General features: G+C 57.9%; 17 protein-coding genes. 5 read left to right on the top strand and 12 right to left on the bottom strand.

Annotation, left to right across the window (positions count from 1 at the left end):
* Positions 1-245 precede the first annotated feature (245 nt).
* The gene (locus tag PG731_RS00085) at positions 246-1,715 is read right to left on the bottom strand and encodes an alanine/glycine:cation symporter family protein (protein WP_270771346.1); all 1,470 of its coding nucleotides are present in this window, start codon (positions 1,713-1,715) and stop codon (positions 246-248) included.
* 266 nt (positions 1,716-1,981) lie between these two features.
* On the opposite strand from PG731_RS00085, the gene PG731_RS00080 reads away from it, so the two are divergent.
* Positions 1,982-4,642, top strand: coding sequence for a DEAD/DEAH box helicase (locus tag PG731_RS00080; protein WP_270771344.1), 2,661 nt, complete (start codon positions 1,982-1,984; stop codon positions 4,640-4,642).
* A gap of 202 nt (positions 4,643-4,844) precedes the next feature.
* Here the strand turns inward: PG731_RS00080 and ybaK are convergent, their stop codons facing one another.
* Positions 4,845-5,357, bottom strand: a complete 513-nt coding sequence (ybaK, locus tag PG731_RS00075; protein ID WP_195224939.1) for a Cys-tRNA(Pro) deacylase — start codon at positions 5,355-5,357, stop codon at positions 4,845-4,847.
* A gap of 14 nt (positions 5,358-5,371) precedes the next feature.
* A complete protein-coding gene (locus tag PG731_RS00070; RefSeq protein WP_195224938.1) occupies positions 5,372-5,761 on the bottom strand; it encodes a YccF domain-containing protein in 390 nt (129 codons plus the stop codon).
* Between the two features lie 139 nt (positions 5,762-5,900).
* Here PG731_RS00070 and PG731_RS00065 point away from each other — a divergent pair, with 139 nt between their 5' ends.
* The gene (locus PG731_RS00065) at positions 5,901-6,596 is read left to right on the top strand and encodes a YggS family pyridoxal phosphate-dependent enzyme (RefSeq protein ID WP_270771338.1); all 696 of its coding nucleotides are present in this window, start codon (positions 5,901-5,903) and stop codon (positions 6,594-6,596) included.
* A 179-nt stretch (positions 6,597-6,775) separates the two neighbouring features.
* On the opposite strand, the gene PG731_RS00060 is transcribed toward PG731_RS00065, so the two are convergent.
* The 3 genes from PG731_RS00060 to ilvD all read right to left on the bottom strand — a co-directional run bounded on the left by PG731_RS00060 (position 6,776) and on the right by ilvD (position 11,497).
* Positions 6,776-7,825 carry a lipoate--protein ligase family protein gene (locus PG731_RS00060; protein ID WP_270771337.1) on the bottom strand — a complete coding sequence of 350 codons (1,050 nt, stop codon included), beginning with the start codon at positions 7,823-7,825 and terminating at the stop codon, positions 6,776-6,778.
* A 61-nt stretch (positions 7,826-7,886) separates the two neighbouring features.
* Positions 7,887-9,503, bottom strand: a complete 1,617-nt coding sequence (gene cimA, locus PG731_RS00055) for a citramalate synthase (protein WP_270771336.1) — start codon at positions 9,501-9,503, stop codon at positions 7,887-7,889.
* Positions 9,504-9,625: 122 nt separating this feature from the next.
* Positions 9,626-11,497 carry a dihydroxy-acid dehydratase gene (gene ilvD, locus PG731_RS00050; protein WP_270771334.1) on the bottom strand — a complete coding sequence of 624 codons (1,872 nt, stop codon included), beginning with the start codon at positions 11,495-11,497 and terminating at the stop codon, positions 9,626-9,628.
* A 186-nt stretch (positions 11,498-11,683) separates the two neighbouring features.
* On the opposite strand from ilvD, the gene PG731_RS00045 reads away from it, so the two are divergent.
* Positions 11,684-12,877 (top strand): cobalamin-independent methionine synthase II family protein, encoded by a 1,194-nt coding sequence (locus PG731_RS00045; protein WP_270771331.1) that lies wholly within the window; start codon positions 11,684-11,686, stop codon positions 12,875-12,877.
* Between the two features lie 118 nt (positions 12,878-12,995).
* Here the strand turns inward: PG731_RS00045 and PG731_RS00040 are convergent, their stop codons facing one another.
* On the bottom strand, positions 12,996-14,144 hold the full coding sequence (locus tag PG731_RS00040; protein ID WP_270771330.1) for a branched-chain amino acid aminotransferase: 1,149 nt from the start codon (positions 14,142-14,144) through the stop codon (positions 12,996-12,998).
* Between the two features lie 108 nt (positions 14,145-14,252).
* Positions 14,253-15,311: a 3-isopropylmalate dehydrogenase gene (locus PG731_RS00035; protein ID WP_270771329.1), complete on the bottom strand. Its 1,059-nt coding sequence runs from the start codon at positions 15,309-15,311 to the stop codon at positions 14,253-14,255.
* Between the two features lie 208 nt (positions 15,312-15,519).
* On the opposite strand from PG731_RS00035, the gene PG731_RS00030 reads away from it, so the two are divergent.
* Positions 15,520-16,038 carry a DUF4282 domain-containing protein gene (locus PG731_RS00030; RefSeq protein WP_270771328.1) on the top strand — a complete coding sequence of 173 codons (519 nt, stop codon included), beginning with the start codon at positions 15,520-15,522 and terminating at the stop codon, positions 16,036-16,038.
* 121 nt (positions 16,039-16,159) lie between these two features.
* Here the strand turns inward: PG731_RS00030 and ilvC are convergent, their stop codons facing one another.
* Genes ilvC through PG731_RS00015 form a run of 3 tightly spaced genes read right to left on the bottom strand, consistent with a single transcriptional unit; the run spans position 16,160 to position 19,469 of the window.
* Entirely contained in the window at positions 16,160-17,185 is a 1,026-nt protein-coding gene (gene ilvC, locus PG731_RS00025; RefSeq protein ID WP_270771326.1) for a ketol-acid reductoisomerase, read from the bottom strand.
* A gap of 2 nt (positions 17,186-17,187) precedes the next feature.
* Complete coding sequence (gene ilvN / locus PG731_RS00020) at positions 17,188-17,700, bottom strand: acetolactate synthase small subunit (protein WP_270771324.1); 513 nt, start codon at positions 17,698-17,700, stop codon at positions 17,188-17,190.
* Between the two features lie 5 nt (positions 17,701-17,705).
* Positions 17,706-19,469 carry an acetolactate synthase large subunit gene (locus PG731_RS00015; protein ID WP_270771323.1) on the bottom strand — a complete coding sequence of 588 codons (1,764 nt, stop codon included), beginning with the start codon at positions 19,467-19,469 and terminating at the stop codon, positions 17,706-17,708.
* 383 nt (positions 19,470-19,852) lie between these two features.
* Here PG731_RS00015 and PG731_RS00010 point away from each other — a divergent pair, with 383 nt between their 5' ends.
* Entirely contained in the window at positions 19,853-21,448 is a 1,596-nt protein-coding gene (locus tag PG731_RS00010; RefSeq protein WP_270771322.1) for an aspartate:alanine exchanger family transporter, read from the top strand.
* 554 nt (positions 21,449-22,002) lie between these two features.
* Here PG731_RS00010 and PG731_RS00005 read toward each other — a convergent pair.
* Positions 22,003-23,532 carry a threonine/serine ThrE exporter family protein gene (locus tag PG731_RS00005; protein WP_270771320.1) on the bottom strand — a complete coding sequence of 510 codons (1,530 nt, stop codon included), beginning with the start codon at positions 23,530-23,532 and terminating at the stop codon, positions 22,003-22,005.
* Positions 23,533-23,763: the final 231 nt, after the last annotated feature.

Raw genomic sequence — 23,763 nt, 5'->3', positions numbered from 1 at the left:
TGGCCCCGCCGACGTAGTCGGTGGAGTCCAAACAACACGCACTTGTCTGAGCTTTCGGGGATTGCCTGCGTGGCTGTGGTGAACTCGAAGATCTGGAGTTGAACAGTGTGGTAAAACGCCGGTGGTTCGGGCATGAGCCCGAACCACCGGCGTTGAGTCAGGATGGCTTTCTGATGGGCCTCGTCAATACGAAGCCGTTTCAGCAACCAACTGGGAAGTCGGACGGGAAATCCAACCTCGCGGTGTCAGGAGGCCTTTTCTTCGACCCAGGTGTCGGTCGGCAGGTCGCCGGGAAGCAGTGGGTTGTCTTTGCCGATGAAAACGGGGACCTCGATGCCTGCCTTGCGCTGAGCTTCGTAGTCGCGCATGGCGCCCAAGCCCCACTTCGAGAGCCAGAGCAGGGCGACCAGGTTGGTGACGGTCATGACGGCCATCGCAATATCGACGGCGTTCCAGACTAGGTCCAACGAGACCAGCGCGCCGAGGACAACGGACATGACGGAGATGACGCGAACGGTCCAAGTTGCCCACTTCTTGTCAGTCACGAACGTCATGTTTGTTTCGGAGTAGACGTAGGCGGCGATGATCGACGAGTACGCGAGGACGAAGATGAGGACGGCCATCGGCATGATGGTCCATTGGCCGAGCTCGTTCGCGACGGCTGCGGAGGTCAGGTTTGCGGGACTGATGCCTTCGGCTCCCCAGACGTCCGGGCCGGCGATCAGGATGACGAACGCGGTGGCGGTACACACGATGATCGTGTCGATGAAAACGCCGAGGGACTGAATGAGCCCCTGGGACACAGGGTGCGCAACGGTCGCGGTTGCAGCGGCGTTCGGGGCAGTACCCTGGCCGGCTTCGTTCGAGAAGAGGCCTCGCTTCGTGCCATTGATCAGGGCAGCGAGGATACCACCGCCGAGGCCACCAACGAGTGGCTGGGGCGCGAATGCGGAGGAGAAGATCTGACCGAGGACGGTTCCGAACTGGCCGATGTTCATGATGACGATGATCGCGACCATGATGACGTAGATCGTGGCCATGATCGGGGCCATCCACTCGGTCACGCGGGCGACGGTGCGGATACCGCCGAAGATGACCATGGAGGAGAAGACGAACAGCAGGGCACCGATGATGATCTGCGCCTGGGTGAGTGAACCGATGACGGGCTCAGAGCCGGCGTCACCGAGTGCGGAGAGCAGGGTTCCGGCGATGGCGTTCGACTGGACGGAGGTGATGACGAATGCGCAGGTGACAACAGTAATGACGGCGAAAACTGAGGCTAGTACCTTGTTCTTCATACCGAGCGAAATGTAGTACGCGGGACCGCCACGGAATGTGCCGTCAGCGACGCGGACCTTGAAGACCTGCGCGAGCGTTGCCTCGAAGAATGCGGTCGCCATTCCGACGAGGGCGACGATCCACATCCAGAAAATTGCGCCCGGACCACCCATTAGCAAAGCTGCGGCCACGCCGAAGACGTTACCGACGCCGACGCGGGCGGCAAGTGAAATCGTGAACGCCTGGAAGGACGAGATGCCACCCTTCGCGCCTTGACGCGAGCCGGTGACGACGCGAATCATCGACGGGAAATGCCTCAGTTGCACACCCTGAGATGCGATGGTCAGGAAAAGGCCGGTGCCAACGAGAACCCAGACTGTCACGTGTAACGTGAGCCAGTCTGCGACCGCCAGAATTTGATTTGCAAGGTCTTCCACGTCGCACTCCTTTCTTGTCCACCACTGTGGTGGGTTACGGCTAACGGGACGTGGTAAGCATGGCACACGATCCGCTTTCCCCGTTTTTCGATCCACAACGTGACCACTTAGGTGCATTTTCAGTTGGCGGTCGGGGTACGAGGCTCATCGTTGAACGCGTTTCCTAGAACAGGCAGTTATTTACAGGCTCACATCGCCTGTCCCTTCTATCCAAACATTTAATAACGAGCGTTTGGGGGCAGTCGTCTTTCTGGGAGAATGGGACCATGACAGCGAGCTTGAATGAACTTCTGGACCAGTTGGAAGACGATGGCCTGTTGAAGGATCCTGATGCGCTCTACGAAGCGTTTACTTCGTGGGCGGCCTCAACGGGCAGGCCACTGTATCCGCATCAGGAAGAGTCGTTCCTTGAGCTCCTCGACGGGAAGCACATTATTGCTGCAACCCCAACGGGGTCGGGCAAGTCGATGATCGCGTTGGCCGCGCACTTCGTGTCGATGGCGAATGGTGGGCGCTCGTATTACACAGCACCTCTGAAGGCTCTTGTTTCAGAGAAGTTCTTCGATCTGGTCGCACTTTTTGGTGCGCAGAACGTTGGCATGGTGACGGGCGACGTGTCCCTCAATCCTCTGGCGCCGATTATCTGCTGCACGGCTGAAATCTTGGCGAATCAGTCTCTGCGTGAAGGCCCATCCTTGGATGCGGACATGATCGTGATGGATGAGTTCCACTATTACGGGGATCCGCAGCGAGGATCAGCATGGCAGATTCCCCTGCTGGAGCTCACGAAACCTCAGTTTGTCGCGATGTCTGCGACACTTGGTGACACCGCGTTCTTCCGTCGTACGTGGCAGGAACGCACCGGACGCGAGGTCGCGTTGATTGATAATGCGAAGCGCCCGGTTCCTCTTGAATTTGAATATGTTGTCGATCGTTTGGATGACACGGTCGAGCGCCTGTTCAACGAGGGCCGCTGGCCGGTCTACATCGTGCATTTTTCTCAGAAAGATGCCGTTTCAACTGCGCAATCATTTAATAAGCGCACGTTGATCAGCGATGACCAAAAGAAGAAGATCAACGCCGAGCTTGCAACCGTGAGCTTTGCGAAGGGGTTCGGTCAGACTCTGCGGTCTCTACTCACTCAGGGAATTGGTGTTCACCATGCCGGTATGCTCCCCCGCTATCGCCGACTGGTTGAACGCCTCACACAGCAGGGCTTGCTCCCCATCGTGTGCGGAACTGACACGCTTGGTGTTGGTATCAACGTGCCCATTCGCACGGTGTTGTTGACGTCATTGGTGAAGTTCGATGGCAACAAGATGCGTCACCTATCAGCACGTGAATTCCATCAAATTGCTGGTCGTGCAGGTCGCGCTGGCTTCGACACCGTCGGCTATGTGCGTGTTCTTGCTCCTGAGCATGAGATTGAGGCTGCCCGCGAGCGCGCGAAGCTCAGTGCAGCCCAGGAAGCGGCTCGCGACGTGCGTGAGTTGAAGCGCGCCCAGAAGAAGCATGCGAAGAAGAGTAAGGGTCCTGGTGACGGAACGATCTCGTGGACAAAGGCGACGTTCACGCGTTTAACTGAAGAGCAGCCCGAACAGTTGCGTTCACAGTTCTCAATGACGCACTCGATGGTCTTGAATGTTCTTGCCGGAGCGGAAGTTGCAGGGCGCGATCCTGGAGCCCATTTGGTGGAGCTGGCCGTGGGCAACGATGACCGTCCCCAGGACTCGAACCCACATCTTCGTCGCTTGGGCGACATCTACTCCTCGTTGTTGCAGGCGGGCGTAGTCGAGCACGTCTCTACCGCTCAAGCGTTGAAGGAACATCGTCCCAGGCTCCGTGCGGCAACTGATTTGCCCGATGATTTTGCATTGAATCAACCGCTGTCACCGTTTGCGCTTGCTGCGATTGAACTCTTGGATACTGAATCGCCGTCATATGCGCTTGATGTTCTGTCCGTTGTGGAATCGGTTCTCGACGATCCTCGTCCTCTGCTCTTTGCCCAGCGTTCTGTAGCAAAGGGTGAGGCTCTCGCCGCGATGAAGACCGAGGGCATGGAGTATGACGAACGTATGGAAGCATTGGAATCGGTAACGTGGCCGATGCCGTTGGCTGATCTGTTGGAGCCGGCGTTCGCAACCTATGTGAAGGCGAATCCTTGGGTTGGGAATCTTGAGATTTCTCCGAAGTCAGTTGTCCGTGAGATGGTTGAGAACGCGATGACATTCACGGAGCTTGTTTCTCGTTACGACGTGGGACGTTCCGAAGGCGTGCTGCTGCGTTATTTGACGGATGCATATCGTGGCATGAAGCAGATTATTCCCGACGATGCGATGACGGACGAGGTTGAGGCGATCATCGATTGGCTGGCCACGCTGATTCGTGCGGTTGACTCCTCCTTGTTGGACGAGTGGGAGGCATTGGCTGAAGGCACAGCCTCGAATCCGGCTACACAGACGGTTGGAAACGAGGTTGCGTTCGGCGCTGACGAGGACGGAACGATCGCGTTTACGACGAACAAGCATGCGTTCCGTACGGCAGTGCGTAAGGCGATGTTCCATCGTGTAGAACTGATGAGCCGCGACGCGGTTGAGGCTCTGGCGCGCGAGGACGCCGATTCCGGGTGGGATGAAGAACGTTGGAATCACGTGTTAGAGCGCTACTGGGCGGAGTATGACTGGATCGGGATCGATCAGGAAGCTCGGTCAACCTCATTGTGCGAATTGAATGAGCACCCTTCCCCCGCAGATCTTGAGGTTGCTGGCGCCGAGGCGGACGGTGACCACACGTATTGGTTGGCGACTCAGACACTGCTCGATCCGAATAGCGATGGCGACTGGCGCCTCGTCGCCCTGATCGACCTTGTTGAATCCGATCGCCAAGGCGGAGTTGCGCTGACCCTGCTGTCCGTAGGCCCACACTAAGAAGTTCACCGGCGAACTCAAGAGCCTCGATGCGATTCACCTTGCAACAGCGTCGATCCTGACAAGTCCCACTACTCAGATCACTTTCTGCACGAATGATCTGAAGCTTGCTCGGGCAGCAGAAAAGAGAGAGTTTCCTATCGCGAGTCTGCTTCAGGGTTTTCATCTCTAACGGCTCAGCAGACGCCGGGCCTGTATTCACCTAGTCGATCGCAGTCAGCGGAACGCATTCGGCGCCTGACACATCGATAAAGTCCAGCGGGCTCAACTCCACCGAATAGCCGCGCCTACCACCTGACACGATCATCGTGTCATGGTCCAAACAGGACTCATCAACAAATAAACGGTGCGAAGTCGTCTGTCCCAGCGGAGAAATGCCGCCCACCACGTATCCCGTACGACGCTGCGCGACAGCAGGATCTGCCATCTCAGCGTTCTTCGCACCTGCAGCCTTCGCGATCAGCTTCATCGACAAATGATGAAGAACTGGGATAATCCCGACAACAAACTCGTCGGTATTAAGCTTGACCATCAGCGTTTTAAACGCAGTAGCCGGATTAACACCGAGCTTCTCAACCGTTTCACCACCGTACGTGCGGGCTTCGGGCGAATGCTCGTATTCGTGCAATGTGAAGGAAATCCCGGCCTTGTTCAATGCTTCAATCGCACGAGTCGGACCCGACGGCGAACTCGAATTCGCTTGCTTTTTGCCCACTTGGATACACCTGCTCAGATGATTACTGCGCGCGGATCAGAAACCACGGTCTTTCCGAACGGGAAGCACGTCACCGGAATCATCTTCAGATTCGCGAGCGCCAGCGGAATACCGATAATCGTCACGGCCTGCGTAGCAGCTGTTACTACGTGCCCCATTGCGAGCCAGAGTCCAGCGATCAGGAACCAGACGACGTTCATCAGAGCCGACCCCGCGCCTGCATTTGGCAGAGGCACAACACTACGTCCGAACGGCCAGAGCACGTACTGTGCGATACGGAAGCACGCCAGGCCAGCCGGGATCGTCACAATGAAAACGCACGCGATGACGCCGGCCAGCAGGTATCCCAGCCAAAGCCAGATGCCACCGAAGAGTAGCCAAATGATGTTGAGCAGCGTGCGCACGAAGTCTCCTTGAAGTCGTTGGTGAAGCTGCATCAATTATCTCGCATGCGCGTTGGGCGCGCTCTTCGAAAGTCAGTTGTTCAGAGCAAGTCAGGGATTATTCAGAGGGTACGAGGCCGGACTGCCGTACGATTCACCTATGAACATTCAGGCGGGAATTCAGCACGCGTTGGAACGGATTGAGGTTGCGCGCACCCAGTATGGGACATCGCAAAAAGTTGCGCTCGAGCTTGCCGTGAAGACGCGATCCGCCGAGGAATGCGCGCAAGCGGCACGGCTGTTGAAAAACCTTGGCCAGCCGATCTTGCTTGGCCACAATCGCGTTCAAGAAGCCCGAGATACCGTCGATGCTATCCGTAGCGTTGAAGGTTCTCACGTGCACTTGATCGGACCACTGCAATCGAACAAGATCAATCAAGCTTTGGCGTGCGTCGATCTGATTGAATCCCTCGATTCTGTAGCACTTGCTACGAAGATCGACCAGCGTCTTTCCACTTCCCTGCCGGTTTTCATCGAGGTCAACGTGTCCGGTGAAGACACGAAACACGGGTGCCAGCCGGCAGGCGTTGATTCTGTCGTTGAGGCAGTCGTGAGGTCAGAACACTTGAAGCTCAGTGGCTTCATGACAGTTGGGCTGAATTCCCCCATCGAGGCTGATGTCCGCTCCGCGTACGCGCTGCTTCGCGAGATCCGAGATCGAATCGGGGTCTCGTACGCGATGAGCAAGCTGGAACTGTCGATGGGAATGTCGAATGATCTTCACTGGGCGATCGCTGAAGGCGCAACAATCGTCCGCGTCGGCACCGCCGTTTTCGGGGCGCGTAACCTGGGCTAGGTGCAAAACTGGGACATGGGCATGACGCCTGTCTATCTCGCCCTTGATCTGATTCGAGAAGTCGGCGGAGAACGGAGTTTCCTGCGAGGGATTGAGTACGTCTCTCAGCTCTCGATAATCACTGGCTCTTGACAACATCCTCGCGACTGAGACAAGCCGCGGGGAACAGCTCTGACCAATCACGGAATGCGGTGCACCCACTCGTAGGTCGCGAACTTCGTTTCGCACCGTTCCTTCGCGCGCTGGATGTCGGCTTCAGTGATTTCACCGTCAGTAGCGTTGTACTTCGTCTTGAAGTGGTCGTAAAAGGTGTCGAGGATCTGCTCGCGTGGCAGGCCGGTCTGAGAGCGCATCGGGTCAACGCGCTTGACAGCGCTACGGGTTCCTTTGTCGCGGATCTTTTCCATGCCGATGCGCAGGACCTCGTTCATCTTCACTGCGTCAATGTCGTAGGACATTGTCACGTGGTGAACCATGTAGCCGTTTGACCAACGTTTTTGTGCTGCGCCGCCGATCTTGCCCGCTTCGGACGCAATGTCATTCAGCGGAATATACTTCGCCTTCACACCTAGCTTTGCCAGGACTTCCATGACCCACTGGTCCAGGTAGGGGTACGACTGTTCGAAACTCATTCCCTCAACCAGAGCGGTCGGAATGACCAGCGAGTACGTGACGCAGTTGCCGGGCTCCATGAACATAGCGCCGCCGCCGGTGACGCGACGAGACACGGTAATATCGTGGCGTTCGACGCCATCCTGCTGGATCTCGTTCTGATAGGACTGGAAGGAACCGATAACAACCTGTGGGCCGTTCCATTCCCAGAGTCGCATGAACGGCTTACGGCGACCAGCCGCAACATCTTCGACCAGGGTCTCGTCCATAGCAACGTTAATCATCGGGTCAACAACGGGACCGTGAATGACCTCGAAATCGATGTCATCCCAAGAGAGCGCATGTCCCAGAGCACGACGCACGGCCACGCCAACAGCGGCGGGCGTAATACCCATGAGAACGTCATCGGGATCCAGGCCAGCTTCAACACGCGAAGCGATCTCAACACCCGACAGTGATGCGGGGGCATCTTCAAGCGCGCCCGTCATACGCAGTAGCGCATCATCGGGGTCAAGGAAGAAGTCACCAGAGAGGCGCACATTCACAATCGAGTCGTTTTCCACGTCGCAGTCAACAACGACGAGCTTGCCACCGGGAACTTTGTACTCTCCATGCATGGCTCAATTGTCCCCCGCCACGCCCCGCAATGCGAATCGCGCCAGCGTTTTCAGCTGAAGCTCACTCACGCAACAGCGGCGCCACACCCGAATGCAGCAGCCCCCACATGTAGGCGTCGAAGAGTGCTTCCCACGAGGCCTCAATAATGTCCGTACCGATACCAACGGTCGACCAGGAGCGGTGTCCGTCAGTGGTTTCAATCAGAACGCGAATCGTGGAGTCGGTGCCCGCACGATCCTCGTCCAAAATACGCACCTTGAAGTCAGAAAGTTTGAAGCTCGCGCACACCGGGTAGTCGCGAGTCAACACGTGACGGAGTGCCCGGTCGAGAGCATTCACAGGCCCGTTTCCTTCGGCCGTTCGAATGTGACGGCGTTCCGTGTGAATCTTGACGGTTGCTTCCGATTCGGCGAAGGGATCGCCCTTGACTTCAGCGATTTCCTGAGTCGTCACCTTCCAGGACTCGACGCGGACGAAGCGTGGCATCTGCCCCAGTTCCCCCAGCGCCAGCAGTTCGAAAGAAGCGTCGGCAGCATCGTAGGTGTAGCCGGCAGCTTCGCGTTCCTTCACCTTTGCCGCCAGCAGAGCCGCGGCATTCGGAAGAGCAGTCAGGTCGATGCCGAGCTCCTCAGCCTTCAGCTCGATTGAGGACTTTCCAGCCATTTCGGATACCAGCATCCGCATGCCATTCCCCACCAGGGCGGGATCGATGTGCTGGTACAGATCGGGATCAACGCGGATCGCAGATGCGTGCAGACCAGCCTTGTGCGCGAATGCCGAGGTTCCAACGTAGGGGTCGCGCGCGAACGGCGTGATGTTCACGAGCTCCGCAATGCGGTGGGACACGGAGTCCAGCGACGAAAGCGCATCGTCCGGGATCACATCAAAACCGCACTTGATCTGCAGGTTCGCCGCACACGTTAGCAGGTTCGCATTACCGGTGCGTTCACCGTAGCCGTTGACTGTACCCTGGACCTGACGCGCCCCCGCTTCCACGGCAGCAATGGTGTTCGCTACCGCACACCCAGTGTCGTTGTGAGTGTGAATGCCGAGCACCGTTAAACCGCACCCGGCCTTATCCAAAGCTTGACGCGAACGCGCCGTCAGCGCACCGATAGTCGACGGCAGGTTTCCACCGTTCGTGTCGCACGGAATAACTGCGACGGCTCCAGCGCGCGCAGCCTCAAGCATCACTTCAATTCCATATGAAGGATCGAATGCGAGCCCGTCGAAGTAGTGCTCCAGATCGACCATGACGTCGATGCCTTCGCCCGTCAGGTATTCGACGGTGTCACGCACCATGCGCAGGTTTTCTTCGAGCGTTGTTCGTAGCGCACGCGTCACATGGCGAGGATCCGACTTCGCAACCAGCGTGACGACCGATGCGCCTGATTCAGCAAGCCCAACAACCTGGCGATCCTCGGATGCCCGAACGCCGGCTTTCGTGGTGGCACCAAAGGCTGTAAGGCGCGCGTGATGCAGCTGGATGCCGCGAGCGCGCTGGAAGAACTGCGTATCTTTCGGAATCGCGCCCGGCCATCCGCCTTCGATATAGTCGACGCCCAGCTCGTCCAAAATAGGCAGTGCTGCGAGCTTGTCAGCGACGGACAGGGAAATGCCCTCCTGTTGGGCTCCGTCGCGCAAGGTCGTGTCATACAGGGCAACGTGTTCGCTCATTGCCAGCTCCCTCGAGTTCAGCGCGTGTGCGCTTTGGTCTGGTCAGGTCGTGTTGGGCTAACCGTTCAGATATGGGGGTGGCCTCATCACAATCGACGAGACCGCGACCACTGATTCAACGTTCAGCGGAGGACGCGCGAGACGTCGCGTGCTGCGCCCTTCGATGCGCTCATTGCCGTTGCGGCGTAGAGCTGCAGTGCGGGTGAGACAACGCGGTCACGGTTCAGCGGAGTCCACGGGTGTTCGCGTGCTTCCTGGGCGGCGCGACGGCGTTCGATTTCCTCTTCGGGGACATCGAGCTGCAGAAGCCCCTCGTTCACGTCGATGATGATCGGATCACCGTCTTCGATCAGGCCGATCAGACCACCGTCAGCAGCCTCAGGCGAAATGTGTCCAACGGAGATGCCAGACGTGCCGCCGGAGAAACGACCGTCGGTGATGAGGGCGCAGGCTTTACCGAGGCCTCGTCCCTTGATAAAGGAGGTCGGGTAGAGCATTTCCTGCATGCCCGGCCCCCCTGCGGGCCCCTCGTAGCGAATGACAACAACGTCGCCAGCTTCGACGGTCTTGTCGAGGATCTTTTCGATGGCTTCGTCCTGGGATTCCATGACGCGCGCTCGGCCTTCGAAGTGGAAGAGAGACGGGTCAATACCAGCTGCCTTGATGATGGCGCCTTCGGGGGCAAGGTTGCCGAAGAGAACGGTCAGGCCACCGTTTGCGGTGTAGGCGTGCTCGATATCGCGGACGCAACCATTTTCCTGATCGAGGTCGAGTTCAGCCCACTTATTCGAGGTAGAGAACGCTTCGGTGGTGCGCATGTTTCCAGGCGCAGCCTTCCAGAGTTCGATCGCTTCGTCGGTGACGGTAGGCGACTTCGGATCCCATGCTCCCAGCCACTCGTCCAGCGACGGCGAGTGGATGGTGTGGACGGTGTGGGTGAGGAACCCGCCACGGTCAAGTTCACCAAGAATGCGCGGAATACCGCCTGCTCGGTGGACATCTTCCATGTGGTAGTCATTGTGGTTCGGTGCAACCTTGGACAGGCACGGGACGGTGCGTCCCAGTTCTGCGATGTCTTCGAGGTCGAAGTCAATTCCGCCTTCGTGCGCAACTGCCAGCAGGTGCAGGACGGTGTTCGAGGATCCTCCCATCGCCATATCCAGTGTCATCGCGTTGTGGAAGGCATCCTTGTTCGCGATGTTGCGAGGCAGGACGGAATCATCTTCCTCGTCGTAGTAGCGGTGGCAGAGGTCAACGATCATTTCGCCTGCGCGCACGAACAGGTCGCGGCGAGCAACCTGGGTGGCGAGGGTTGAGCCGTTACCGGGCAACGACAGGCCAAGGGCCTCGGTCAGACAGTTCATCGAGTTCGCGGTGAACATGCCAGAGCAGGAACCACAGGTCGGGCAAGCAAGCTTCTCGATGGCGAGCAGCGCATCGTCGGAAACCTCGTCGTTCGCCGTCGCATTCATAACGGTGATGAGGTTGCCGTGGCCGGTCTTTGCGTCGCCAATGATCACAGACGGATCAATGTTCTTGCCAGCTTCCATCGGGCCGCCGGAGACGAAAACAACGGGGATGTTGAGGCGCATCGCAGCGATCAGCATGCCGGGCGTGATCTTGTCACAGTTGGAGATGCAGACCATGGCGTCCGCACAGTGGGCATTCACCATGTATTCAACGGAGTCGGAGATGACCTCGCGGCTGGGGAGTGAGTAGAGCATGCCACCATGGCCCATCGCAATACCGTCATCGACGGCAATGGTGTTCATTTCCTTGGCAACGCCGCCAGCTTCAACGATTGCGTCAGCGACAAGCTTGCCAACGTTACGAAGATGGACGTGTCCAGGTACAAATTCGGTGAACGAGTTAACGACGGCAATAATCGGCTTCCCGAAGTCGCTATCTCTCATACCCGTCGCGCGCCAGAGCGCACGGGCACCAGCCATATTGCGGCCCTGCGTTGAAGTCGCGGAGCGAAGCTGCCTGCTCATGAGCGTCCTCCTAGTAATTAGGTAATGCGTTAAGCCTAAGAGGATTGGTTGACGCGCGCCCGACGAGGTCATTGAGTGAACAGACCGTTGTGTCACATTCGCCTACCCAATGGACACCTCGGCCTGCGCCTCGTACCCAAACGTAATCTTTCGCTCAAGACGCGGTCGCTAGAAAGGATTACCGACGTGACTATCCGTACAACCCATGTGGGTTCACTCCCCCGCACACCCAAGCTTGTCGACGCGAACTGGAAGCGGGCAAAGGGTGAGCTCTCTGACGCTGAGTTTGCTGTGATTCTTCAGGAAGAAGCAAACAAGGTTATTGCCAAGCAGGTTGAGCTCGGCATTTCGGTCGTTAACGATGGCGAGTACGGTCATGCGATGCTCGACACAGTCGACTACGGCGCATGGTGGACCTACTCCTTCTCCCGTTTCGGTGGTCTGACCGCTGAAGAGACCGCTCGTTTCGATGTGCGTCCTCCGGCAGGCCGCGAAGGTCGCATTTCATACTCTTCCTTCGCAGAGCGCCGAGACTGGCAACGTTTCCAAGACGCCTACTCCGATCCGGATTCCGGTATCCACATTGCGAATAAGAATCCCGTTGTCTTCCCGACGATCACATCGGAACTCACCTACATTGGCACCGACGCTGTCAACGCCGATATTGCCGGCACGAAAGCAGCCCTCGAAGCTGTTGGAAAGTCCGTGAAGGATGGCTTCATCGCCGCTATCTCCCCCGGCTCTGCCGCCCGCGTCGCCAACGCCTTCTATGAAGATGACGAGGCCGTCGTGTGGGCACTCGCTGATGTTCTTCGCGAGGAATACAAGCGCATCACCGACTCAGGCCTGACCGTTCAGATCGATGCTCCGGATATTGCCGAGGGCTGGGACCAGTTCGCTGTTGCCCCTTCACTCGAGGAGTACCGCGCTTTCCAGCAAGTCCGTATCGATGCTCTGAACCACGCACTTGCAGGTATCGATCCCGAGCTCATCCGTTTCCACGTCTGCTGGGGTTCCTGGCACGGCCCGCACACCACGGACATCCCATTCAAGGACATCGTCGACCTCGCTCTTGCAGTGAACGCCAATGGCCTGACCTTCGAGGCAGCGAATGCGCGCCACGCTCACGAGTGGACAATCTGGAAGGACATCGAGCTTCCTGAAGGAAAGTACCTGATCCCGGGCGTTGTATCTCACTCCACAAACGTTGTCGAGCACCCCGAATTGGTTGCCCAGCGCATCCACCAGTTCACCGACATCGTCGGCAAGGAACGCGTTGTCGCATCGACCGACTGTGGCCTGGGTGGCCGCGTCTACCCGTCGATCGCATGGGCAAAGCTCGAATCACTGACTGAAGGTGCACGCCTGGCTGATCAGTGATCCAACTCCGCCCCTCACAAGACTGGGCTGTGGGACTGAGCCCCACAGCCCAGTCTTGTATATGGAGGCGGCCTCGTCGATAAAAATCAACGAGGCCCCTACGTTAAAAACGTGAAAGTCAAGCGAGACGGTAGAGCCAGTTGTACGGATCCGGACGGTGACCCATCTGGATACCGGTCAGCTCAGCGTGGATAGCCTTCGTCTTTTCACCAACGGGGAGCTCCACATCGAAGTCATCATTCGCAAGGCGAGTAATCGGCGTGACGACGGCGGCAGTGCCACACGCGAAGATCTCCGAAACAGCGCCGGAGCGGATGCCCGCAACCAGTTCGTCCAGAGCGATCTTTTCTTCACGAACCTCGGTTCCCTGCTCGCGCAACATACGGCAGATTGCAGAACGCGTACCACCCTCAAGGATGACACCGGACAGTTCGGGCGTGCGGATCGTGCCGTCAGCCATGACGACGAACATGTTCATGCCACCGAGCTCTTCGAGATACTTTTCCTCGTAGGTGTCCAGGAAGCAGACCTGCGAGAAGCCCTTTTCAGCAGCGACTTCCTGCGGCATCAGGGACGCAGCGTAGTTGCCACCCGCCTTCGCGGTACCGGTACCGCCCGGGCCTGCGCGGTGGTACCCCTTAACGACCCAGATCGCAACACCGGTGAAGCCGGACTTGAAGTACGGACCGGACGGCGAGCCAATCACGTAGTAGTCGACCACCTGGGCGGCGTGGACACCCACGAATGCCTCGGACGCGAACATGAACGGGCGAAGGTAGAGGCTGGTGCCATCGCCTTCGGGAACCCACTTCGAATCCGCACGAACGTAGTCAACCAGGGAGGCGACGAAGTCTTCGCGATCCATCTCGGGCAGAGCCAGACGACGAGCCGAGTGGTTGATGCGCGCCGCATTGAAAGTCGGGCGGAAAGTCCAGATCGACCCGTCATCGTGACGGTACGCCTTGATGCCTTCGAACACGGACTGCGAGTAGTGCAGAACCGCAGCACCCGGCGTAAGATCCAGCGGGCCGTAAGGAATCACGCCGCGATCCGTCCAGCCTTCACCCTTGATCCAGCGCATGTGCGCCATGTGATCGGTGAACTGACAGCCGAAGGTCAGATCATTCATCACTGCGTCGTATTCTGCCTGCGACGCAGGATTCGGGTTGATGGTAAGAGGGAAACGACCTGCAAGCTCGTCACCGGATCCAATCGGCTGAGCAGCCAAGGATTCCAGCTGAGTAGGCACATGCTCTTGGATCGCCATTATTTCTCCTCTTCGTAGGCGTTGCTTCAAGGATATGTGCGGATACGACGATGCTTGCCGAGGTTCCGTCATGTGACCCTAGGCGCGCATCAGTCGGTGAGAATACGCTCAGGCAAGTGCCGCGCAGATCGCGTCTCCGATTTCGGAGGTGGAGCGAGCCAGCGGAGTGCCTGTCTTATCGGCGGCAACGCGGTCGGCCATGTCCTTTTTGATGGCGGCTTCCACCTTGGCTGCCAGTTCCGGCTTGCCAATATGGTCGAGCAACAGTGCGACCGAGGAGATCGTTGCAGTCGGATCAGCCTTGCCCTGACCTGCAATGTCGGGCGCAGAGCCGTGGACGGGCTCAAACATCGACGGGAATGCACCGTCGGGGTTGATATTGCCCGATGCGGCCAGGCCGATGCCACCGGTGACTGCGCCCGCTTCGTCGGTGAGGATGTCGCCGAATAGGTTGTCGGTGACGATCACGTCGAAGCGTTGCGGGTCGGTGACCATGTAGATCGTGGCCGCGTCAACGTGGCAGTAGTCGACGGCGACGTCAGGATATTCGGCTCCGACGGCTTCGACTGTGCGGCGCCAGAGGTGTCCGGCGTTCACGAGGACATTGTGTTTGTGCACCAAAGTAAGTTTTTTACGAGGCCGAGCGTTGGCCTTTTCGAACGCGTAGCGTACAACGCGCTCAACACCGAAAGCAGTGTTGACTGAAACCTCGGTTGCGATCTCGTGCGGGGTGCCGACGCGGACTCCGCCGCCGTTGCCACAGTAGAGGCCTTCCGTGCCTTCACGGACAACAACGAAGTCCGTGTTGTCGGGGGTGCGCAGTGGCGAGGCAACGCCTTCGTAGTACTTCGAGGGACGAAGGTTCACGTAGTGATCGAGAGCGAAGCGGAGCTTCAGCAACAGACCGCGTTCAAGGACACCGGAGGGAACCGACGGGTCACCAACAGCACCCAGAAGGATAGCGTCGTTTCCCCTGATTGCTTCAAGATCTTCGTCGGTCAGGGTGTCGCCGGTGCGGTGCCAGCGGTCAGCGCCCAGATCGAAGTGAGTCGTTTCAAGTTCCAGGTCGGAACCTTCAAGGACTTTGGTCAGAACCTTCAGGCCTTCGGGAACAACCTCTTTACCGATACCGTCGCCGGGAATAACTGCAAGCTTCAAAGTTGTCATAGCCCAATTGTGGGCACTCCCATGTGTGGGCATTCAGAGCGTCCACCAACTGGTCTGTCTGCTCTAGGTACCACCTGTTTGACGACAACACTCAGATAATCGCTACCCCTACCCGTGAAGGTCGGGAGATGTCATAAACTATGAGACATATACTCGATAAGCGTCAACGCTTATCTGTATCCTCATCGACACTGCAAGGAAACATCCCATGTCCAACCCGTACGCACCTCAAGATCCGAACGCCGCGAACGATATGCTTCCCCCGCCGCCGGCTCCTCCGGTAGCTCCTTCTGCCCAGCCGACGACTCAGATGCCGACGTACACCACCGGTCAGATACCGACTGTTCCGGCACAACAGGCAAACCCGTATGCAATGGCCCAGCCTGCTCCTGCACTTCAAGCTACTTCCACTACTGCCCAGGCTGGCGTCGGTTTTATCAGGGCTCTTTTTGATTTCTCTTTCAGCCACTACGTGACGCTGGGGTTCATGAAGTTCATTTACATCATCAGCCTCGGCCTTATCGCCCTGTCGTGGTTTGTGAGCATGATTGCCGCTTTTAGCGCTGATGCAACAGCTGGCTTCATCGTACTTCTGTTCGGATGGATCGTTGCCCTTGCGGTTCTGATTGGAGTCCGTCTGGGACTTGAGCGTGCGGTTGCTCAGATTCGTACAGCTCAGAACACCACGTTGATCTATGAAGCTATGCAGAAGAACGCCGATAAGTGATCGGTTTTTCTTCGCTCAGCTGAATATGGGTGTGGCCCCCCGACCAGTTGGTCGGGGGGCCACACCCATATGTGCTCTTGTACGTCTAGCTGTACGTCTAGCGACGTAGCATCACCAGGCTTCAGCGAGCTGCAGAACCATCGGTGTAGTCGACGTCTGCCGAAGTCCAGCCGAAAGCCTTGCGGAGCTTCTGGCCGGTCTTTTCGAGCGGGTGTGCTTCGTTTTCTGCACGCAGTGCCTTGAATTCGAGGCCACCGTTGTCCTGGTCGGCGATGAAGCGCTTGGCGAAGGTGCCGTCTTGGATGTCCGCGAGGACCTCCTTCATGGCTTCCTTGACCTGCGGACCGATGACGCGTGGGCCGGAAACGTAGTCGCCGTACTCTGCGGTGTCGGAGCAGGACCAACGCTGCTTGGTCAGGCCCCCCTCGTTGATCAGGTCAACGATGAGCTTCATTTCGTGGCAGACCTCGAAGTAGGCCATTTCGGGCTTGTAGCCAGCTTCGGTCAGGGTTTCGAAGCCGTACTGGATGAGCTTGGAAATGCCACCGCAGAGGACTGCCTGCTCGCCGAAGAGGTCGGTTTCGGTTTCTTCGGTGAAGGTAGTCTCGATGACGCCTGCGCGAGTGCCACCGATTGCCTTGGCGTAGGACAGTGCGAGTGCAAGTGCCTGGCCGGATGCGTCCTGCTCGACACAGACGAGGGCCGGAACGCCCTTGCCTTCGAGGAACTGACGGCGAACAGTGTGTCCCGGGCCCTTCGGGGCGACCATGCAGATGTCGTGGCCAGCTTCGGGGGTGATGTAGCCGTAGCGGATGTTGAAGCCGTGCGAGAAGAACAGTGCGGCGTCGTCCTTGAGGTTCGGCGCGATCTGCTCTGCGTAGACGAAACGCTGGACCTGGTCGGGCACCAGGATCATCACAACGTCGCCTTCGGCAGCAGCTTCGGGAACGTCTTTGACGGTCAGGCCAGCGGATTCAGCCTTGTCCCATGAGGAAGAGCCCGGACGCAGACCAACAACCACGTCGACGCCGGAATCCTTGAGGTTGAGCGCGTGGGCGTGACCCTGCGAGCCGTAGCCAATGATGGCAACCTTCTTGGACTGGATGATCGACAGATCTGCACCGTCGTCGTAGATGATCTCAGTCATTGTCATTTCTCCTTCAATTGATCCGTGATCGAGCGTGATCCGCGGCCGATCGCCACGGCACCCGACTGGACGATTTCTGTCACACCGTACTGCTCAAGGGAGCGGACAAGTGCTTCGAGTTTAGATAGTGAGCCAATAGATTCGATGACGACCGTTTCCGTCTGCACATCGACGACGTGAGCACGGAAGAGGTCGACAACCTGCAGGACGCCGGTGCGACGCTTTTCGTCGGCGCGCACTTTGATTAGGAGCAGGCGACGTTCCACGGAGTCTTCCGATTCAAGCTCCACGACCTTGAGCACGTTCACCAGCTTGTTCAACTGTTTGGTGACCTGTTCGAAGGGCTGGTCTTCTGCTTTGACGATGATCGTCATGCGGGAGATTTCGGGATGCTCAGTTTCACCCACGGTAAGCGAGGTGATGTTGAATGCACGACGCGCGAACAGTGCTGAGACGCGGGTCAGGACACCGGGCTTGTTTTCAACAAGCACGCTCAGAGTATGTGTTTGTGCCATGATTTTCAGTCCTCCACATCCCAGTCGGGGGCCATACCCTTGGCATAGCGGATTTCATCGTTCGACACACCTGCTGCGACCATCGGCCACACCATGGAGTCCTTCGAGACTCTAAAGTCGATCAGGACGGGGCGGTCGTTGATGGACATGGCCCATTCGATAGCCTCGTCGACTTCGTCGATAGAGCGGACGGTGCGCGCTGCCATGCCGTAGGCGGTGGCGAGCATTTCGAAGTTCGGGATCTGCTCTCCGTCAACAGGGTTGAGCGTCGTGTTGGAGTAGCGCTTGTCGTAGAACAGCGACTGCCACTGACGCACCATGCCGAGCACGGAGTTGTTGATCAGGCAGACCTTGATCGGAATGTTGTTCACCGTGCAGGTGGCCAGTTCCTGATTGGTCATCTGGAACGAACCGTCACCGTCGATTGCCCACACAACCTTGTTTGGCTTGCCGACCTGCGCTCCCATGGCGGCGGGGATGCTAAAGCCCATGGTGCCTAGACCGGACGAGGATATGAAGTGCCTCGGCTTGTCGGACTGGATGAACTGAGCCGACCACATCTGGTGCTGGCCAACGCCGGTCACGTAGATAGCGTCGGGGCCTGCGATCTTGGACAGTCGCGACAGGACTTCCTGCGGGGCCATCATGCCGTCTTCAGTCTTCGTCCACCCCATCGGGTAGCGGTCCTTCAGACGGTTGAGGTAACGCCACCATCCGGAGATGTCCTCACCCTGATCTTTCTTCTTCATCGCGACGATTTCGTCAACGAGCATCGGAAGTGCGTCGGCGAGGTTACCGACGATCGGAATGTCCGCGAATCGGTTCTTCGAGATCTCAGCGGCATCAATGTCGATGTGCACGATCTTCGCTCGAGGCGCGAAAGAATCGAGGTTGCCGGTCACGCGGTCATCGAAGCGAGCACCGAGTGTGACGATCAGGTCGGAGCGTTGCAGAGCACCAACGGCTGCCACGGTTCCGTGCATGCCAGGCATACCCAAGGTGTGTGAATCAGAATCTGGGAATGCACCACGTGCGGTCAAAGTAGTGACGACCGGAGCGTCGGTTGCCTCAACCAGTCGAGCAAGATCATCGGTTGCACCCGAACGGATCATGCCACCGCCGACGTACAGTACCGGGGCTTGCGCTTGGAGGAGTGCCTCTGCAGCCTGGCGCACTTGGCGCTTGTGAGGCTTGGCAGCTTCTTTGTAGCCGGGCAGGTCCATGGCGGGTGGCCAAGAAAAGTTCATCTGGGCAGTCTGCGCGGACTTCGTGACATCAACGAGGACCGGACCGGGACGACCAGTCGACGCAATCTCGAAGGCTTCAGCCAGTCGAGATGGAATCTCTGTAGCGTCGGTGACAAGGAACGCATGCTTCGTCAATGGCATCGAGGCGCCAACAATATCGGCTTCCTGGAATGCGTCGGTGCCAATCAGGGAGGCACCCACCTGACCTGAAATCACGACCATGGGGATGGAGTCCATGTTCGCGTCAGCCAGCGCTGTCAGGGTGTTTGTTGCACCCGGGCCGGATGTGACAATCGCACAACCGACCTTGCCGGTGGCAAGAGCGTAGCCTTCAGCGGCGTGACCTGCACCCTGTTCGTGACGCACAAGAATGTGATTGAGCTTTGAGCTCATCAACGGATCATAGGTAGGAAGAATTGCGCCACCGGGCATGCCGAACACGTCGGTCACGCCGAGAGCTTCAAGGGAAGCAATAATCGCTTGCGCCCCGGTCATCGTCTGCGTAGGAGCAGTGTCTTTCACCGCTGGGTCCTCTCTATGTGTGGGTGGATCTCAACAAAAAATCCCCAGCCGCGTCATGGCGTTGGGGATAAGGCGTGCGATCCATCCGTTTTCACGCGGCAGGATTCGCACGCCCGGGTACGATGACCAGGACGGAAATACCAACCGAGAGAATGTTGAACACGCTTAAACCGTATGCCCGCTAGGGCACCGTGCCCCCGCTTGTCTCACACTGCGGAATCTGAATCTCATCGCCTTTGTCGTTTCATTTGCATACGTGACACAAACGATAGGTTTTCGGCGCTTTATCTGTCACAGATAGGACGATGGACTAATTTCCTTTGCGGGCAGACCTGCAATAATGGGCGTGATTACTCCGTCAACACAACATTGGAGTCGTAACTGTGGAAACAGTATTCGCTCTGCTGGCTGAACAGCCAGTTCTCTTCCTCTTCCTGCTCATTGGTATCGGTATGGCGTTTGGCCATATCAAGGTCAAGGGCATCGGCCTCGGCGCTGCGGCAGTTCTGTTCTTCGCCATTATTTTGGCGGCGTGGGCACAGGCATACGGCATCGAACTTCGCGTGACTCCGCAGCTGGGCACGCTCGGCCTGACCCTCTTTACCTTCGCTATCGGTATCAACTCCGGCGCGTCCTTCTTCCATAACTTGAAGACCGCTGTCGGCCCGATCTTGACCGTCGTTGTGCTCTACATCGTCGCGGCCGGCGTTGGCCTTGGCGTTGGTAAGGCCCTCGGCATGGATATCGCGCTGATCTCGGGTACGTTCGCTGGCGCGGTCACGAACACCCCCGCTCTTGCAGCCGCCGGCGAAGCCTCCGGTCAGCTAGACCGCGCAACTGTCGGCTACTCGATTGCCTACCTGTTCGGTGTTATCGGTATGCTCGCAGCTTCTGCCGCAGCGCTCTCCTACGGCAAGAACGACCGCGATACTCCTTCCCCGCTGGCGAACCGTACAATCCGCGTTGAGCGCGACGATCACCCGTTCGTTGGCGACATTTACGAGAAGCTCGGTTCGAAGGTCACGTTCTCGCGTCTGCGTCGTGGCGAGACCGGCCCGATCACCCGTCCGTCGATGTCTGACACTCTGGATCCTGGTGACTTGGTGACCGTCATTGGTCCTCGTGAATTGGTTGCTCGCGCAGCAACTGAGCTGGGCCACGCTTCTTCACACTCCCTCATGCAGGATCGCACTTACCTTGACTTCCGTCGCATGACGGTTTCTGATCCGAAGGTTGCCGGTCGCACGGTTGCTGACCTGGAGATGGCGAAGCACTTCTCCGCAACGATCTCCCGCGTGCGTCGCGGTGATGTTGACATGGTTGCCGAGCCGGGCTTAATCCTTCAGCAGGGTGACCGTGTTCGCGTTGTTGCTCCTACCTCCAAGATGGAAGCCATCACGAAGTTCTTCGGCGACTCGGCTCGTGGCCTTTCGGATCTGAACCCGATCGCGCTGGGTCTCGGTATGGCGCTCGGTATCGCGATCGGTGAGCTCCCGATCCTGACCCCGTCCGGTGAATACTTCTCGATCGGTTCGGCAGCAGGCACCCTGATCGTTGGCTTGGTCTTCGGTCGTCTGGGCCGTATCGGACCGCTGGTTACTGCTCTGCCCTTCACCGCTTGCCAGGTTCTTTCTGAGTTCGGTCTATTGGTCTTCCTCGCACAGGCTGGCGCCAACGCTGGTGGACAGATTGCGAACGCCTTCACCTCCGGTGACTGGATCAGGATCTTCATCCTGGGCTTCGTCATCACGACGATCCTCGCAGTTGGCACCTACGTCGTCATGCGTTGGATCTTCAAGATGGGTGGCACGCAGCTGTCCGGTTTCCTTGGCGGTCTGCAGACCCAGCCTGCTGTTCTGGCATTCGCCAACGGCCGCACGAACTCGGATCCGCGCGTTGCCCTTGGTTACGCTCTGATCTACCCGGTCGCAATGGTTGGCAAGATCTTCGTGGCCCAGATCCTCGGTGGACTTGGCTGATCCTTTCACCTTCCGCTGCTCTCTAATTGACGAGGCCGGGCGGGCACCACGCAAGTGGTGCCCGCCCGGTTCTTTATCTTTAATTCGACGAGATGAGCACCGCTTGCTTGCCTTACGCTTTCAAACCCTTTGAATGCTCCCCTCTCTTAGAATGGCGACGCCCCATCATTGTTTGCTCGAAGAGCGTTCCATGACTGTGCGTTTCAATCCATCACCTAACTGGCCGAAACCGCCTGAAAGTTTTACTCCCGGGCCGGGGTGGAGCCCCGATCCTTCGTGGGGCCCTGCACCGGCGGGCTGGCAACTGTGGGTTGATGACCCCATTGCTTCGCCTTCGAGTATTCCGGGGAATGATCCTTCGTCACCGAGCGCCTTCCCGTCCGATGCATCCGTGTCCTCGGCTTCAGCTGGAGCCTCGTCCCCCTACGCGCCAGGCGGAAGTGGGCGCACGACCAGCGCGAGCCCACCCCATAGTGCTAGGCAGAATGCTCCTCCTCTGCCCAACGCAGGCGCGCCTGTGGCCCCCACACCTATATGAAAAGTCAGACGCTACGTTAGTCGCTCAATTCTTGGTTTGAGGACGTATCGTCTGGTGTTGTTTCTTCGGCAAGCGACTGCTCACTCAGAGCCTCTTCACCGCCGGTAGCTCCAACTGTTTCATTTACCTCAGCTAAAGTGTGGTCGTTGGCCACCGTGTCAGCGCTGTTCGTAGTGCTGAACGGATCTGGGAGGCCCTCGTCCAAGAGAGGAACAACAGGCACCGATTCCGTTAGCCAGTTCTTATCCGTCAGCATTCGCGCCAAAGCAAGACCCATGCCGATACCCACGATCGTGAAAATAACGGTGAATAGCGACTGGAGGGCTTCGAACATCTGACCGTTGTTCAAGTAGGTGAGCGAACGGTAAAGCGGAACACCTGGGATCATGATGACCACAGCCGGGACAGACAACGTCACTCGGGAGAACCGCGTGTGCTCCGCTGCAAACGTTGCAAGGAGGCCTGCAGCAAGGGCTGCAAGACCGACAGCTGCGGGCGTCTGAACATCAAGCTCGTCAACCAGAGCAAGACGCCCAACGTTGATAAAAGCACCAATCAATGCCGCCGTTCCCGCTACTCGCGTTGGCGAGTTAAACAGGACAGCAAAGCCAAACGCCGCGACAAAGCTCGTGATGAACCGCAGAGTATAGAGCAACCAGGGGCTGAGGATGTAGATGTATTCGGGAGTGACAGACCAGTGGAAGACTGTTGACACTACCCAAGTGGCGACGCCCGCAGACAACAAGAGCATGAAGACGTACGTCAGACGACCTAGACCGCCTTGGAAATCGTGTCGGACCAGGTCAATAATGCCCGTCACTAGCGGGAAACCAGGGACTAGGAACAGCAGTGCTGAAATAAAACCAGCTTGGTGCGTAGGCTCAAGGCCAAGGAAGTGCTGTGCAGGGGCAACAAGAAGGATGTAGATCAGCGCCGCGACTGCACCACAGCTCATCCACACACCGAAGTGGTTCATGTGACGGTGGAGCATCTGACGCCGAAGCGCCTGGCCAAAGAATGCTGCGACTGCAACAGCTGAGCATTCAACCCAGCCGCCACTGTTCAGGAATGAGAAGGCAGCACAAGCAAGTCCAGATGCCGCAGCGTTCGGAAACCAGTCATACAGTGGCTTCACCCGTTCGATTTCGTCAAGCGCTTTGTCAGCGTCTTCAACCAGAACTGCCTTGCCTTTAATGGAAGCGACGTAGTTGTTCAGCCTGTCGATACGGTCGGCATTGACGCCCATTTGGCGTTGTTCAGCAAGACCGGTACGGAAGGTGCCGTTCGCATATGCGGTGGCGATGATCTCCGTGTAGGTGACTTGCGCGTGATGCTCTGCGATACCTACTGCTTTGGCAAGCGTTGCCATTGAGTTTTTTACGCGATATGCACTAGCGCCGCTTGCCAGGAACATCTGACCGAGTCGCAACACCACGCGTGACTGGTGGGCAAGACGATCATGGGCGGCTGAACGGTAAGCCTGAATGCCGTCGGGGGCACCTTCGATAATGTAGCCCGACGACACTTGATTGGTCGTTTCACTCATAGAACAAGCATTCCACCCTAATGAAATAAAGAAGGCGGTCTATCGTCACAGACGGCTTGTAGCGTCGGACACGTTGCCGATTGTTGTGCCGGCAATTGGCTGGCACTGTCTGAGATTGCCAGCAAACACAAGTGGGGCCGTGAAAGACCTTTTGGGTTTTCACGGCCTCACCATTGTAGTGTTGTTGCGGCGGTGTCCTACTCTCCCACACTCTGTCGGGTGCAGTACCAT

This window comes from Pauljensenia sp. OF14-1SRA, assembly GCF_027694595.1.
GTDB classification, from domain to species: Bacteria; Actinomycetota; Actinomycetes; order Actinomycetales; family Actinomycetaceae; genus Pauljensenia; species Pauljensenia turicensis_B.
Note: the sequence above shows the minus strand (reverse complement) of the source record. Positions and strands in the feature narration are given on the sequence as shown.

Coding starts and splice junctions, on each gene's coding strand:
- PG731_RS00080 (WP_270771344.1), top strand. CDS start 1,982: ATGACAGCGAGCTTGAATGAACTTCTGGACCAGTTGGAAGACGATGGC.
- PG731_RS00065 (WP_270771338.1), top strand. CDS start 5,901: ATGAACATTCAGGCGGGAATTCAGCACGCGTTGGAACGGATTGAGGTT.
- PG731_RS00060 (WP_270771337.1), bottom strand. CDS start 7,825: ATGCATGGAGAGTACAAAGTTCCCGGTGGCAAGCTCGTCGTTGTTGAC.
- cimA (WP_270771336.1), bottom strand. CDS start 9,503: ATGAGCGAACACGTTGCCCTGTATGACACGACCTTGCGCGACGGAGCC.
- ilvD (WP_270771334.1), bottom strand. CDS start 11,497: ATGAGCAGGCAGCTTCGCTCCGCGACTTCAACGCAGGGCCGCAATATG.
- PG731_RS00040 (WP_270771330.1), bottom strand. CDS start 14,144: ATGGCGATCCAAGAGCATGTGCCTACTCAGCTGGAATCCTTGGCTGCT.
- PG731_RS00035 (WP_270771329.1), bottom strand. CDS start 15,311: ATGACAACTTTGAAGCTTGCAGTTATTCCCGGCGACGGTATCGGTAAA.
- PG731_RS00030 (WP_270771328.1), top strand. CDS start 15,520: ATGTCCAACCCGTACGCACCTCAAGATCCGAACGCCGCGAACGATATG.
- ilvC (WP_270771326.1), bottom strand. CDS start 17,185: ATGACTGAGATCATCTACGACGACGGTGCAGATCTGTCGATCATCCAG.
- ilvN (WP_270771324.1), bottom strand. CDS start 17,700: ATGGCACAAACACATACTCTGAGCGTGCTTGTTGAAAACAAGCCCGGT.
- PG731_RS00005 (WP_270771320.1), bottom strand. CDS start 23,532: ATGAGTGAAACGACCAATCAAGTGTCGTCGGGCTACATTATCGAAGGT.